This is a genomic window from Hydrocarboniphaga sp., assembly GCF_028291725.1.
Taxonomy (GTDB): domain Bacteria; phylum Pseudomonadota; class Gammaproteobacteria; order Nevskiales; family Nevskiaceae; genus Hydrocarboniphaga.
This window is the reverse complement of record NZ_JAQGNT010000039.1, coordinates 86,865-100,513: the sequence shown is the minus strand read 5'-3', so window position 1 is coordinate 100,513 and position 13,649 is coordinate 86,865. Positions and strand designations below refer to the sequence as shown.

General features: G+C 66.0%; 16 protein-coding genes. 14 read left to right on the top strand and 2 right to left on the bottom strand.

The window, feature by feature from the left end; genetic code table 11:
• Positions 1–61: 61 nt before the first annotated feature.
• Positions 62–829: an ABC transporter permease gene (locus JWQ90_RS10455; protein ID WP_299693204.1), complete on the bottom strand. Its 768-nt coding sequence runs from the start codon at positions 827–829 to the stop codon at positions 62–64.
• The gene (locus JWQ90_RS10450; protein ID WP_299693201.1) at positions 826–1,740 is read right to left on the bottom strand and encodes an ABC transporter ATP-binding protein; all 915 of its coding nucleotides are present in this window, start codon (positions 1,738–1,740) and stop codon (positions 826–828) included. The genes JWQ90_RS10455 and JWQ90_RS10450 overlap by 4 nt, the downstream gene beginning before the upstream one ends.
• 64 nt (positions 1,741–1,804) lie before the next feature.
• Between JWQ90_RS10450 and JWQ90_RS10445 the strand changes: the two genes are divergently transcribed.
• From JWQ90_RS10445 to ptsP, 14 genes are all read left to right on the top strand, one after another.
• Positions 1,805–3,286, top strand: coding sequence for a deoxyribodipyrimidine photo-lyase (locus JWQ90_RS10445; protein ID WP_299693198.1), 1,482 nt, complete (start codon positions 1,805–1,807; stop codon positions 3,284–3,286).
• A 58-nt stretch (positions 3,287–3,344) separates the two neighbouring features.
• Complete coding sequence (locus JWQ90_RS10440) at positions 3,345–4,292, top strand: KpsF/GutQ family sugar-phosphate isomerase (protein ID WP_299693194.1); 948 nt, start codon at positions 3,345–3,347, stop codon at positions 4,290–4,292.
• Complete coding sequence (locus tag JWQ90_RS10435) at positions 4,292–4,846, top strand: HAD-IIIA family hydrolase (RefSeq protein ID WP_299693191.1); 555 nt, start codon at positions 4,292–4,294, stop codon at positions 4,844–4,846. The genes JWQ90_RS10440 and JWQ90_RS10435 overlap by 1 nt, the downstream gene beginning before the upstream one ends.
• Positions 4,843–5,412 carry an LPS export ABC transporter periplasmic protein LptC gene (gene lptC, locus JWQ90_RS10430; RefSeq protein WP_299693188.1) on the top strand — a complete coding sequence of 190 codons (570 nt, stop codon included), beginning with the start codon at positions 4,843–4,845 and terminating at the stop codon, positions 5,410–5,412. The genes JWQ90_RS10435 and lptC overlap by 4 nt, the downstream gene beginning before the upstream one ends.
• The gene (gene lptA / locus JWQ90_RS10425) at positions 5,393–6,130 is read left to right on the top strand and encodes a lipopolysaccharide transport periplasmic protein LptA (protein WP_299693185.1); all 738 of its coding nucleotides are present in this window, start codon (positions 5,393–5,395) and stop codon (positions 6,128–6,130) included. Before lptC ends, lptA begins: the two co-directional genes overlap by 20 nt.
• On the top strand, positions 6,127–6,855 hold the full coding sequence (gene lptB, locus JWQ90_RS10420; RefSeq protein ID WP_299693182.1) for an LPS export ABC transporter ATP-binding protein: 729 nt from the start codon (positions 6,127–6,129) through the stop codon (positions 6,853–6,855). The genes lptA and lptB overlap by 4 nt, the downstream gene beginning before the upstream one ends.
• A gap of 229 nt (positions 6,856–7,084) precedes the next feature.
• Positions 7,085–8,545: an RNA polymerase factor sigma-54 gene (locus JWQ90_RS10415; protein ID WP_299693179.1), complete on the top strand. Its 1,461-nt coding sequence runs from the start codon at positions 7,085–7,087 to the stop codon at positions 8,543–8,545.
• Between the two features lie 89 nt (positions 8,546–8,634).
• Complete coding sequence (raiA, locus tag JWQ90_RS10410) at positions 8,635–8,961, top strand: ribosome-associated translation inhibitor RaiA (RefSeq protein ID WP_299693177.1); 327 nt, start codon at positions 8,635–8,637, stop codon at positions 8,959–8,961.
• 165 nt (positions 8,962–9,126) lie between these two features.
• Positions 9,127–9,585, top strand: a complete 459-nt coding sequence (locus JWQ90_RS10405; protein WP_299693175.1) for a PTS sugar transporter subunit IIA — start codon at positions 9,127–9,129, stop codon at positions 9,583–9,585.
• A 14-nt stretch (positions 9,586–9,599) separates the two neighbouring features.
• Complete coding sequence (locus JWQ90_RS10400; RefSeq protein WP_299693172.1) at positions 9,600–10,175, top strand: hypothetical protein; 576 nt, start codon at positions 9,600–9,602, stop codon at positions 10,173–10,175.
• Positions 10,176–10,199: 24 nt separating this feature from the next.
• Positions 10,200–11,057: an RNase adapter RapZ gene (rapZ, locus tag JWQ90_RS10395; protein ID WP_299693169.1), complete on the top strand. Its 858-nt coding sequence runs from the start codon at positions 10,200–10,202 to the stop codon at positions 11,055–11,057.
• The gene (locus tag JWQ90_RS10390; protein WP_299693166.1) at positions 11,054–11,452 is read left to right on the top strand and encodes a PTS fructose transporter subunit IIA; all 399 of its coding nucleotides are present in this window, start codon (positions 11,054–11,056) and stop codon (positions 11,450–11,452) included. The genes rapZ and JWQ90_RS10390 overlap by 4 nt, the downstream gene beginning before the upstream one ends.
• 10 nt (positions 11,453–11,462) lie before the next feature.
• Entirely contained in the window at positions 11,463–11,729 is a 267-nt protein-coding gene (locus JWQ90_RS10385) for an HPr family phosphocarrier protein (protein ID WP_299693163.1), read from the top strand.
• Between the two features lie 115 nt (positions 11,730–11,844).
• The gene (gene ptsP / locus JWQ90_RS10380) at positions 11,845–13,590 is read left to right on the top strand and encodes a phosphoenolpyruvate--protein phosphotransferase (protein WP_299693160.1); all 1,746 of its coding nucleotides are present in this window, start codon (positions 11,845–11,847) and stop codon (positions 13,588–13,590) included.
• Positions 13,591–13,649: the final 59 nt, after the last annotated feature.

The following is a 13,649-nucleotide window of genomic DNA, read 5'->3' as shown; positions in this document are numbered from 1 at the left end:
TCTCGCCCCCATCCCGGCCTTCCCCCGCAAGCGGGGGAAGGAGACAAGCAAAAAACAAGCGCTACCGCTTCATCTTGTAGCCGGTGATCAGCATCCACAAGCACACCGCGGACGCGGTCACGAAGAAGCCGCCGGTCCAGGCGAGGCTGAGCCAGATCGACACGTCGCCGCGGCCGAAGAAGCCGTAGCGGAAGCCGTCGATCATGTAGAAGAACGGGTTCAGGTGCGAGACCATGTACCAGAACTTCGGCAGCGCGTGCACCGAGTAGAACACGCCCGACAGGAAGGCCAGCGGATTGATGAAGAAATTGGTGAACGCGGCGATGTGATCGAACTTCTGCGAGACGATGCCGGCGATCAGGCCGATCACCGCCAGGCAGCCGGCCGACAGCACGAACATCGCCAGCAGTGCCAGTGGCGCATGGATCGCCAGCGGCACGAAGAACAGCGTCGCCACGAACATCGTGACCGCCACCAGCAGGCTGCGCACCAGCGCCGCCAGCACGTAGGCGCCGAACCATTCCCAGGGCCCCAGCGGCGCCATCTGCAGGAACACCAGGTTGCCCATTATCTTCGACTGGATCAGGCTCGACGAGGTGTTGGCGAAGGCGTTCTGCATCACCGTCATCATGATCAGGCCGGGCACCAGGAATTCGGTGTAGCTGACGCCCTCGTAGGCCGAGGCGCGGCCCGACAAGGCCTGCGCGAATACCAGCAGGTAGAGCAGCGCGGTGATCACCGGCGCGGTCACGGTCTGCGCGAGCACCGACCAGAAGCGCATGACTTCTTTTTTCAGCAGCGTCAGAAAGCCGATCTGATCGGGGCTCACCGGGTCAGCTCCACGAAGATGTCTTCCAGGTCCGGGTCGCGGGTCTGCACGTCTTCGATCGCGACGCCGGCATCGCGCAGTGCGTCGAATACGCCGGCGATCGGGTGCTTGCCGGTTTCCAGCTTCAGTTCGATCGTGCCTTCGGACTCAGAGGCGACCAGCATCTGCAGCGCGTCCGGCAGCCTGCCGCCGTTGGCGAGTTTCAGGCGCAGGAATCGGAACGGATGGCGCTTCAGCAGCTGGCGCGTGCTCTCCAGCGCTTTGACCTCGCCATGATCGAGGATCGCGATGCGCGAACACATTTCCTGGGCTTCCTCCAGGTAATGCGTCGTCAGCACCACGGTCTGGCCCTGGGCGTGCAGCTCGGCCATGAACTGCCACAGCGTGCGGCGCAGCTCGACATCGACGCCGGCGGTGGGCTCGTCGAGGATCACCACCGGCGGTTTGTGCACCAGCGCCTGCGCGATCAGCACGCGGCGCTTCATGCCGCCGGACAGCGCGCGCATCGACACGTCGGCCTTGTCGCTCAGATCGAGCCGCTCGAGCATCTCGTCGATCCACGGCCAGACTTCGCGGCCCGAGCCATAGTAGCCGGCCTGGATGCGCAGCATCTCGCGGACCTTGAAGAAGGGGTCGAACACCAGTTCCTGCGGCACGACGCCGAGCAGGCGGCGGGCGGCGCGGAAGTCGCCGACGGTGTCGTGGCCGAGCACGGCAATGCGACCGGCGTCGGCCTGTACCAGGCCGGCGATGATGCTGATCAGCGTCGACTTGCCGGCGCCGTTGGGCCCGAGCAGGCCGAAGAACTCGCCGCGCGGGATCGAGAAGTCGATCCCCTTGAGTGCCTGCAGCGAGCCATAGGATTTGCGAACGCCGACGACGTCGATTGCGTTCGAGAGGGGATTCGTCATTTGGCCGCGATTATACCGAGGCGCTAGGGTGGGGGCCCGATTCAGGGATAAGAGCGGACACGCGATGAAGACGGCGTTGCTGTGGCTCCGGCGCGACCTGCGGCTGGCCGACAATCCGGCGCTGCATCATGCCCTGAGCCATGCCGAGCGCATCGTGCCGGTTTATATCGATTCCTTTGAGGCGCCGGGCACCGAGCCCGGAGCCGCCAGTCGCTGGTGGCTGCATTATTCGCTGACCGCGTTCGCGGCCGATCTGCAGCGACACCGCGCCGCGCTGGTGATCCGCCGCGGCGAGCCGGCCCGGGTCTTGAGCGAGCTGGCGAAACAGTTCGGAGCCGAAGCTGCGTTCTGGAACCGGCTGTATGAGCCGGCCCAGTATCAGGCGGATCGCAGGATCTGCGACGGCCTGATCGACGCCGGGCTGGAGGTCCGCACGTTCAACGGCGCCCTGCTGGCCGAGCCCTGGGAGATCGAAACCCAGACCGGTGGTCCGTACCGCGTCTACACACCGTTCTCGCGGAAGCTGCGGGCGAGGGGGACTCCGCGTTCGCCGCTGCCGGCGCCGCGCAGAATTCCGGGCGTCGCGGCCGAGAGTCTGACGATCGCCTCGCTGGGCCTGCTGCCGAAGATTGGATGGGACGCCGGAATAGCCAAGACCTGGAAGCCGGGCGAGGCGGGCGCGCAGCAGCGGCTGACGCGCTTCTGCGACGAGGCGCTGCAGGACTACAGCGCCGGGCGCGATCGGCCCGACCAGCTGCTGACCTCGCGGCTGTCGCCGCACCTGCATTTCGGCGAGATCGGGCCGGTGCAGTTGCTGGCGCGCGTGCAGCGCGAACTCGCCGAGAATCATGGCCCGGGCGTCGCAGGCGGTGCCGAAACCTATGAGCGCGAAATCCTGTGGCGGGAGTTCGCTCACCACGTGCTGTACCACTATCCGCGGACGCCGAGCGAGCCGATGGACCCGCGCTTCTCGGCTTTTGCCTGGCGCAAGCCGCGCGAATACGCCGAAGACCTGCGCCGCTGGCAGCAGGGCCGGACCGGTGTGCCGATCGTCGACGCCGGTATGCGCCAGCTGTGGACGACCGGATGGATGCACAACCGCGTGCGCATGATCGTCGCCAGCTTCCTGTCCAAGAACCTGCTGATTCCCTGGCAGGAGGGCGCGGCCTGGTTCTGGGACACGCTGGTCGATGCCGACCTGCCCGCCAATACGCTGGGCTGGCAGTGGGTCGCCGGCAGCGGTGCCGATGCGGCGCCTTATTTCCGCATCTTCAACCCGGTCACGCAGAGCCAGAAGTTCGACCCGGAAGGCCGCTACCTGCGCCACTGGGTGCCGGAGATCGCGGCCCTGCCTGCGAGCCTGCTGCACGCGCCCTGGCTGGCCGAGCCCTCGGTGCTGGCGCAGCTGAAGATCGACTACCCGGCGCCGAGCGTCGATCTGGGTGAGTCGCGCAGCCGCGCGCTGCAAGCTTTCGAGCGGATCAAGCGGGGCCGCAGCGGCGGTCCCGGCCGCCAGGTTCACGACCGCGCCGGCGTAAGCGCGTAAACTGCGTGACCCCAAAAGAGTCCCACCGTCTGTCGTGAATCCCGAAAACCTGCAAAGCATGGGTCGCCGCGTCCTCGAGATCGAGCGCGACAGCCTGGTAGGCCTGCTGCAGCGCATCGACGGCGATTTCGTGCGGGCCTGCGAGCTGATGCTCGCCTGCGGCGGCCGCGTCGTCGTCACCGGCATGGGCAAGTCCGGCCACGTCGGCGGCAAGATCGCGGCGACGCTGGCGTCCACCGGCACGCCCGCGTTCTTCGTCCACCCCGGCGAAGCCAGCCACGGCGACCTCGGCATGATCACGCGCCAGGACGTGGTGCTGGCGCTCAGCTATTCCGGCGAGACCGCCGAGATCCTGACGATCCTGCCGCTGATCAAGCGCATGGGCGCGCCGCTGATTGCGATGACCGGCAAGCCGGCGTCGACGCTGGCGCGCAATGCCGATGTGCATATCAACGTCTCGGTCGAGCAGGAAGCCTGCCCGCATAACCTGGCGCCGACCAGCTCGACCACCGCGACACTGGCGATGGGTGACGCGCTGGCCGTCGCGCTGCTCGATGCACGCGGCTTCACGCCGGAAGATTTTGCGATGTCGCATCCGGGCGGTTCGCTTGGACGCAAGCTGCTGCTGAAAATCGACGACGTGATGCAGAAGGCCGAGCGCATTCCCAAGGTCGCGCCGGGCACGCCGATGACGGTCGCGCTGCTGGAGATGACGCGCAAGGGTTTGGGCATGACCGCGATCGTCGATGAGCACGAGCACGTCATCGGCGTCTACACCGACGGCGATCTGCGCCGCTCGCTGGAAGCGCAGGTCGATCTGCGCACGGCGACGATCGATCAGGTGATGCGCCGCGGCGGATATCGCGCGCGGCCCGAATGGCTCGCCGCCGAAGCGGTGCGGCTGATGGAGCAGCACAAGATCACCGCGCTGCTGGTGGTCGACGCCGAAGACCGGCTGTGCGGCGTGATCCACATGCACGATCTGCTGCGTGCCGGAGTCGTCTGATGGCTCACCCAATGGCTCGTCTGATGATCGAGGAGGTCCACGCGCGCGCCGCGAAAATCCGCTGCGTGTTCCTGGACATCGACGGTGTGATGACCGACTGCAAGTTGTATCTCGGCCCCGACGGTTTCGAGATCAAGGCGGTCAGCGTGCGCGACGGCCTGGGTATCAAGAACCTGCTGCGCGCCGGAATCGAAGTTGCAGTGATTTCCGGCCGCCCTTCCGAGGCGATGCAGCGCCGCCTCGAGCAGCTCGGCGTGCCGCATATCGTGCTCGCCACCGAAGACAAGCTGCCGGCCTACGAAGCCTTGCTGACCCAGCTCGGCCTCAGTGACGAGCAGTGCGCGCACATGGGCGACGACACACCCGATCTGCCGTTGATGCGCCGCGTCGGCCTGGCCATGAGCGTCGCCGACGCGCATCGCTCGGCCTTGCAGGCGGCGCATTGGGTCAGCGATTTCCGCGGCGGTGAAGGCGCGATCCGCGAGGCTTCCGATCTGATACTCGAGGCGCAGGGCCTGGGCGCCGAGGCTGCGCGGATGGACGCCGCCGGATGATGCAGCGGATCAAGCCTTATCTGGTGTGGCTGACCGTGCCGCTGATGCTCGGCGCCTGGCTGCTGTTCGGCTCGCGCAGCCTGGACCCGGAGTCGCCCACCGCGCCGGATGCCGCGGTGGCGCCGCGCTACAGCCTGCGCGGCGTGCAATGGACGCGGCTCGACGTCAACGGCCAGCGTGAATTCACCGCCGAGGCGGAGAGCGCGGACTACTTCGACGACGAGTCCGCGCGCTACGAGCAGCTGAAAATGAACGTACCGAAAATCGGCTCGGTGCCGTGGCGGCTGACCTCGCCGAAAGGCTCGGCACCGGCGCATGAAAAAAGGATCCTGATGGACGGCCCGGTCGATATCACCGGTGCCTGGCCGGATGGCGAGGCGCTGGTGGCGAATACCCCGCAACTGTGGGTCGACCCGGTGAACCATCAGATCAACACCGATGCCGGCGTCACTTTCGACAGCGACAGCCGCAGCGGCCAGGCCAAGGGCCTGAAAGCCGACTGGGACAAGCAAACCGTGCAGCTGTTGGGCAACGTGAGGATGCAATATGTACCGCGCAAGCGCTGAGGTGACACGGGGGGGCGGCCGGGTGCTGGCGGCTTTGTCGATGCTGGCCGCCAGCACGGTGATGGCGGCGACCGCCGCCCCGGCGGCACCCACGACGAGCGTGCCGGTGGCCAAGCCGATAGCCAAGCCCCAGACCAAGCAGGGCATGTCCGACCGGATGCGCCCGACCGGGCCGATCACGGTGACCGCCACCAGCGTCGACTGGGCCAAGAACGGCCTGATGGTTTACACCGGCAACGTCAAGCTGAGCTCGGACACCCTGAATATGGATGGCGACCGCCTGGAGCTGGAGCAGCTGGGCGACGGCCAGTACCGCGCCAAGATCAACGGCGTGCCGGCGCATCTGCTGCATCAGGGCGTGGCCGACGACGAGGGTCAGCAGGACCCGCCGGTGACGGCCCGCGGCAAGCAGCTCAACTTCGATTCGCAGAGCGGCCTGGCCGATGTGATCGGCGATGCCCGGGTCACGCGCGGCGAAGACGAGATTACCGGCGAGACGATCCACTACAACGTCAACGAACGCCGCATCCAGGCCGCCGGCGGTACTGGCGGACAGGTGCGTATCGTGATTCAGCCGCCGGCCAAGGATAAGAACGAGGTGCCGGCGGCCGGCGCCAAGCCGGCCGCGCCTGCGCCGGCAAACAAGGCGCCTGCCGATACCCCGCCGAGCCCGGCTCCCGTCACCCCGCCAGCGCCTGCGACGGTCCCGAAAACATGACGTCGATACTGTCTGCGCGCGGCCTGTCCAAGCAGTACAAGAAGCGCATGGTCGTGCGTGATGTATCGCTGCGCGTCGAGGCCGGCGAGATCGTCGGCCTGCTCGGCCCCAACGGTGCCGGCAAGACCACGTCCTTTTATATGGTCGTCGGCCTGGTGCCGGCCGACGGCGGCGTGATCGAACTCGACGGCCGCGACATCACGCGGCTGCCGATGCATGCGCGGGCGCGGCTCGGCATCGGCTACTTGCCGCAGGAAGCCTCGGTATTCCGCAAGCTGTCGGTCGCCGACAACATCCTGGCGATCCTGGAAACGCGCTCCGAGCTGAGCAAGCCGCAGCGCAAGGAGCAGCTGGAGCAGCTGCTGCAGGACCTGCATATCGGCCACATTCGCGCAAGTGAAGGTCAGGCGCTGTCCGGCGGCGAGCGTCGCCGCGTCGAAATCGCGCGCGCCCTGGCGGCCAATCCGCGCTTCATTCTGCTGGACGAGCCCTTCGCCGGCGTCGATCCGCTGGCGGTGTCCGACATCCAGCACATCGTCGATCATCTGAAGAGCCGTGGCATCGGCGTGCTGATCACCGACCACAACGTGCGCGAGACGCTGGGCATCTGCAGCCGGGCCTACATCCTGGCCGAAGGGCGGGTGATTGCGGAAGGCTCGCCAGCGGAAGTGCTGGCAAACGAAACGGTGCGGAAGGTCTATCTGGGCGATCAGTTCAAGCTGTGATCGCGGCGGAAGTGGGGGGACCTCGCGGAGCCCTGCGGCGGCTGATCAGGTTTGATCAGAGGCAGGCCCCGAAACAGGCCCTGAGGCAGACCACTTAGCTTCGGAGTATGCGCTGGCATTGCAGAGCCGTCTAGCCTACTTGATGCAAGACTCATACCGCCGTATAGAATGGGGCCATGCGCTACAAATCACGTCCCCTCGCCGGTAAAGACGCCGGCCGAGTCCTGCAATGAAGCAATCGCTATCGCTACGGGCCGGCATGGCCCTGACGATGACGCCTGCGCTTCAGCAGGCCATTCGACTCCTTCAGCTGTCCAGCCTGGATCTGCAGCTGGAAATCCAGCAGGCGCTGGATTCCAACGTGATGCTCGAAACCGAGGCCGAGGAGCCCGACTGGGACAGTGTCTCGTCCGAACCGGTTTCCGCCGAAGCCGCTGCCGACAGCGCCGACGGCGGCCTGGTCGAAGTGACCGCCACCGAAACCATCCCGGAAGACATGCCGGTCGACGCCGACTGGCAGGACGTGTTCGACGACTACACGCCCACCGCCGCCGGCTCCGACGACGAGGGTCTGCAGGATTACCTGCAAGCCAACCTGCGCAGCAGCGGCACGCTGCAGGAGCATCTGGCTGCCCAGGCGCACCTGATGCCGGTCGACGCGGTCGAGGCCGAGATCGCCGCCAACCTGATCGACGCGATCAACGAGGACGGTTATCTGGAAGACTGGCCGGCGCTGTGCGTGCGCCTCGAGCAGGAATTCAACGTGACGCCGCAGCAGGTCGAAGCGGTGCTGAAGCTGGTGCAGGACTTCGATCCGCCCGGAGTTGGTGCACGCGACCTGGGCGAGTGCCTGCGCCTGCAGCTGCAGCAGATGGACCCGTCCATCGCCGGCTACGCGGCCGCGCTGCGCATCGTCGATGGCCATCTGCTGCTGCTGGCGCGCCGCGACGAGATCGGGCTGCGCCGTGCCACCGGCCTGGACGTCAACGCGCTGCGTGTCGGCGCGGCCCTGGTGCGCAACCTGCAGCCGCATCCGGGCAGGCCGTTCCAGGCGCATGAATCCGATTACCTGCGCCCCGACGTCATCGTCGCCAAGAAGACCGGTCGCTGGCGGGTGTCGCTGAACCCGGAGCACACCCCGCGGCTGCGCATCAACTCGCATTACCAGGGCTTCATCAAGCGCGCCGACCAGTCCCGCGACCAGTTGCAGCTGAAGCAGCATCTGCAGGAAGCTCGCTATTTCATCAATAGCCTGGAATCGCGGAACGAGACCATCCTGCGCGTGTCCCAATGCATAGTTGAAGAACAGCGCGCTTTTCTGGAATATGGCGAAGAGGCCATGCGGCCCCTGGTACTGCGAGACGTTGCCGAACAATTGGGGATTCACGAATCCACCGTGTCGAGAGCTACCGCAAACAAGTACATGCTGACCCCGAGAGGGCTCTTCGAGCTCAAGTATTTCTTCTCCAGCCATGTGCAGACCACCCAGGGCGGCGTCTGCTCGGCGACCGCGATCCAGGCGATGATCAAGCGCATGGTCGGTGGCGAAGATCCGTCCCGGCCGCTGTCCGATTCGACGCTCGCCGACCTGCTGTTGAAGGAAGGCATCCAGGTTGCACGCCGTACCGTCGCCAAGTACCGCGAGGCGCTCAACATCCCACCTTCACACGAGCGCAAAGCCATCGCATAAACGACTTTTGTCCCCGTTGGCGGCGGGGGCCGTCGGCGGGTTGTTCCTCCCGGACCCACTTCGGGTCCGCCCACCAGGAGTCACCCACGATGAACCTGAATATCTCCGGCCATCACGTCGATCTCACCCCGCCGCTGCGTGACTACGTCACCGCCAAGCTGAAGCGGATCGAACGACATTTCGACCATCTCATCAATGCCGAGGTGGTCCTGACGGTGGAGAAGCTGCGTCACAAGGCCGAAGCAACGGTTCACGCCAGCGGTGCCGATCTGCACGCCGAGGCCACGGTCGACGAGAACATGTACGCCGCGATCGATTGCCTGATCGACAAGCTCGACCAGCAGACGCGGCGCCATAAAGAGAAGCTGCGCGATCATCACGTCCGCGAAGCGGTCAAGCGCATGCCGCTGCAGTAAGCGCCGCGCCGTTTCACATCGGGCCCCGCTCCGGGACTATCGGAGCGGGGCTTCGTTTTTTGTGCACTGCAGTGCTGGCGATGCGGTATCAGACCCGGATATTGGGCCTGCCCGCAGTTCGGATAGAATCCCCCGCTTACGATGCTGCGTACGGAGACCGGTTCGATGAAATTGAGTGAGATTCTCGGGGCAGACCGGGTTTTGTCCGGCACGTCGGTGACGAGCAAGAAGAAGGCACTCGAAGAGTTGTCCGCTCTGCTGGCCAAGGGCGCGAGTTCGCTGGTTGCCGGGGACGTGTTCAACAGCCTCACCGGCCGCGAGAAGCTCGGCAGTACCGGCCTCGGCCACGGCGTCGCGATCCCGCATGGCCGCATGGCCGGTGTCGAGAGCAGCGTCGGCGCTTTCATGCGCCTGAAGCATCCGGTCGACTACGACTCGCATGACGGCAATCCGGTCGACCTGGTGTTCGGTCTTTTGGTGCCGCAGGCCGCGACTGAAGCGCATCTGAAGCATCTCGCCGCGATTGCCGAAATGTTCTCGGACGAGGTGTTCTGCGCCAAGCTGCGCGCCGCCGGCGACGAGCACGCGCTGTACTCGCTGCTGTCCGGCTATACCGCTGCCTGAGCGCGCGCGGCGCCATGAGCAGCCCTGATGCTGCCACGCCGCTGACGATGCATGGTGTCTTCATCCAGATATTCGATGTCGGCGTACTGATCGCCGGCGGCAGCGGTGTCGGCAAGAGCGAGCTGGCGCTGGAGCTGCTGGCGCGCGGTCATCGGCTGATCGCCGATGACGCAGCGGAATTCGTCGATGCGGACAATGGCCGCGTTCAAGGCCGCTGTCCGCCGCTGCTGCGCGGCTTCCTCGAAGTGCGTGGCCTGGGCATTCTCAACATCGAGCGCATGTTCGGCGCATCGGCGCTGCTGGCGAGCTGCCCGCTTGACCTGATCCTGAGACTGCTGCTGCCGACCGAAGTCACCGAGATGCCGGACCGTGTCTACGGCCAGCGCAATACACGCTCGGTGCTCGGTGCCGGCATACCGGAAATCGCATTGCCGATCCGGCTCGGTCACAATCTCGCGGCGCTGGCCGAGGCTGCATGCCGCGACCAGCAGCTCAAGCGCGGCGGCTACGATGCCGCGGCCGATTTCGTCGAGCGCCAGATGCGCGCGATCGAGGCAAACGCAACCTCAGTCGAGGAGCGCAGTGCATGAAGCTGCCCGCATGAAACTGCCAGTATGAAACTAGTAATCGTCAGTGGGCTCTCCGGCGCCGGCAAGACGGTCGCGCTGAAACAGTTCGAGGATCTGGGCTGGTACTGCATCGACAATATTCCGCTGGCGCTGATCGACCCGATGCTGCGTCGCGCGCTGTCGAAGAAATCCGGCAAGCGCTACGAGCGCCTTGCGATCGGCATTGACGCGCGCGAAACCGCCGCGCAGATCCGACGCTTCCCGAACTATCTGGCCAAGCTGCGCGACAAGGGCATCGATGTGCGCGTGCTGTTCCTGACCGCCGACGACGACGTGATCATGCGCCGCTACAGCGAGACGCGGCGCAAGCATCCGCTGTCGAGTGCCAAGCTGTCGCTGCTGGAAGCGATCCAGCAGGAGCGCAAGCTGATGCAGCCGATCGCCAACTTCGCCGAAGAGCCGCTCGACACCTCGCACCTGAATCTGCACGAGGCGCGCGAGGCGGTTTATCAGCGTTTGTCGGAGGCGGGCGGCAAGCTGTCGGTGCTGTTCCTGAGTTTCGGTTTCAAGAACGGCATTCCCAGCGGCTGCGACTACATCTTCGACGTGCGCTGCCTGCCCAACCCGCATTGGGAGCCGGGCTTGCGCCAGCTCACCGGGCGAGATGCCAAGGTCGAAACCTGGCTGAAGAGCCATACGCCGGTGACATCGATGATCGACGACATCGCCCGGTTTCTGGAAACCTGGCTGCCGGCGTTCCGCGCGCAGGATCGCGCGTATCTGACCATTGCCATCGGCTGCACCGGCGGGCAGCATCGCAGCGTCTACATCGTCGAGCGGCTCGCCGAGCGTTTCGGCGCGCATACCGACCAGGTCATGCACAAGCACCGGGAGCTGCAGTGAGCGTTGGCCTGCTGCTGGTCGCGCACGGCAAGCTCGGGCATCTGCTGCTCGAGACGATGACCGACATGCTCGGCCCGTTGCCGCTGGAAGCCGAGGTGCTCGAAGTGCGCCGCGTGCAGGCCACCGAAGTGCTGCTGCGTCAGGGCGCCCGCATGATAGAGCGGCTCGATCACGGCGACGGCGTGCTGCTGCTGACCGACGCCTATGGATCAACGCCGGCCAACATCGCCAACAAGCTGGCGGTCGGCACGCCGACCCTGGTCGTGGCCGGCGTCAATCTGCCGATGCTGGTTCGTGTATTCAATTACCCCGCGTTGAGCCTGGACGCGATCGCCCGCGCCGCCGTCGAAGGCGGCCAGAAGGGCATTACGTTGTGCCCGCGTCTACAGTCTTAAGGAGACCTCGTTGGAACGCACCGTCAGCATCGTCAACCGCCTCGGCCTGCATGCGCGCGCCGCGGCCAAGCTGGTCACTCTGGCATCCAAGTTCGCCGCGGAGATCCGCGTCCGCAAGGACCGGCGCGAAGTCAGCGGCAAAAGCATCATGGGCGTGATGATGCTGGCCGCCGCGCAGGGCAGCGAGATCACGCTGATCGCCGAAGGCGATGACGCGCAGACCGCGCTCGACGAACTCGCGGCGCTGGTTGCCGATCGTTTCGGCGAAGAAGCTTGAGAAACGGTGCGTCAATCGTAGGTCGGCAATCCTTTGCCGACGTGCACGGTGATTGCGCATCGAGCGCTCACGTCGGCAAAGGATTGCCGACCTACGAATCCGGGCGTTCGTTCGCATGAGTCTCTGGCTCCCCGGCATCGGTGTCTCCCGCGGCATCGCGATCGGCCGCGTGCAGAAGCTGCACGGCGGCGATCTGGAGATTCCCGAGTACACGCTGTCGCCGCCGGATATCGAGGGCGAGGTGGTGCGCTTCTATGGCGCACAGCGCCGCGCCAAAGAGCAGCTGCGCGAGGTCCGCAGCAAGATTCCGGTCGGTACACCGGGCGACATCGCCGCGTTCATCGACACCCATCTGCTGATGATGGACGACCGCTCGATCACCGAATCCACGGTCAGCCACATCCGCGCGCAGCGCTGCAATGCCGAGGCCGCGCTGCGCCGCGCGCGCGATGCGCTGGTCGAAGTGTTCGAGCAGATGGAAGATCCGTATCTGCGCACGCGCCGCGACGATGTCGAGCATGTCTGTACGCGCATCATGCGCGTGCTGATGAAGACCGACGGGCAGCTGGCACTGAAGTCCGAGAGCATCAGCGAGCCGACCGTGATCGTCTCCGACGACATCACGCCGGCCGACATCATCCTGCTGTCGCAGCAGTCGGTCGTCGCCTTCGTCACCGAATACGGCGGCCCGCTGAGTCACACCGCGATCCTCGCACGCAGCCTCGGCATCCCAGCCGTGGTCGGCCTGCACAATGCGCGGCGCCTGCTGCGCGAAGGCGAGCAGGCGATCATCGACGGCGAACTCGGCCACGTGCTGGCCGATCCGGAAGCGCAGTCGCTGGCGTTCTACCGGCGCAAGCAGCGTGCACAGGCGCAGGCGCGCAAGAAGCTGACCCTGCTGCGCGACGAGCCGGCCGAGTCGCGCGACGGCGAGCTGATCCGTCTGCTGGCGAACATCGAGCTGCCGGAGGACGCGGCGGTCGCGGCCGCCAACGGCGCCGAAGGCGTGGGCCTGTACCGCACCGAATTCCTGTTCATGAATCGCAAGGACCAGCCCAGCGAGGAAGAACAGTACGACGCCTATGCGCGCGTGGTGTCGGCGGTGAATGGCCCGATCACGATCCGCACGATGGACCTGGGCGCCGACAAGCAGGTCGACTCCGGCCGCAGCCCCGGCCCGACGCCGAACAACCCGGCGCTGGGCCTGCGCGCGATCCGGCTATGCCTGAAAGAGCCGGAGATGTTCCGCAGCCAGGTGCGCGCGCTGCTGCGCGCCTCAGCGCACGGCCAGATGCAGATCATGCTGCCGATGATCAGCAACCTCGCCGAGTTCCGTCAGGCGGCCGCGATCATCCAGGTGTCGCGCGACGAGCTGCGCGCCCAGGGCGTACCGATGGCCGAAAAAGTGCCGATCGGCGCGATGATCGAGGTGCCGGCCGCCGCGATCGCAGCCAGCATGATCGCGCGCCACGCACGCTTCTTCTCGATCGGCACCAACGATCTGATCCAGTACACGCTGGCGATCGACCGCGTCGACGACGAGGTCAACTATCTGTACGACCCGCTGCATCCGGCGGTGCTGCAGCTGATCCGGATGACGATCCAGGCTGGCGATGCGGCCGGCATCAGCGTTGCGATGTGCGGCGAGATGGCCGGCGACCCGCGCTACACGCGGCTGCTGCTCGGCCTGGGCCTGAGCGAGTTCTCGATGCACCCGAGCAGTGTGCTCGAGGTCAAGAGCGTGGTTCGCGAGTCGAGGATCGCCGAGCTGCGGGTTTCTGTCGGCGCCTTGCTGCAGCGGATGCTGCTGGGGGATGCGGGGGCCGACCAGCTCGAAGAACTGCTGCGCTCGGGCGGCTGAGGCCGCGCCCGCGGTGCCGCGCCGAACTTTATTGCGCAAAAACCCTGTGACGGCGGCCG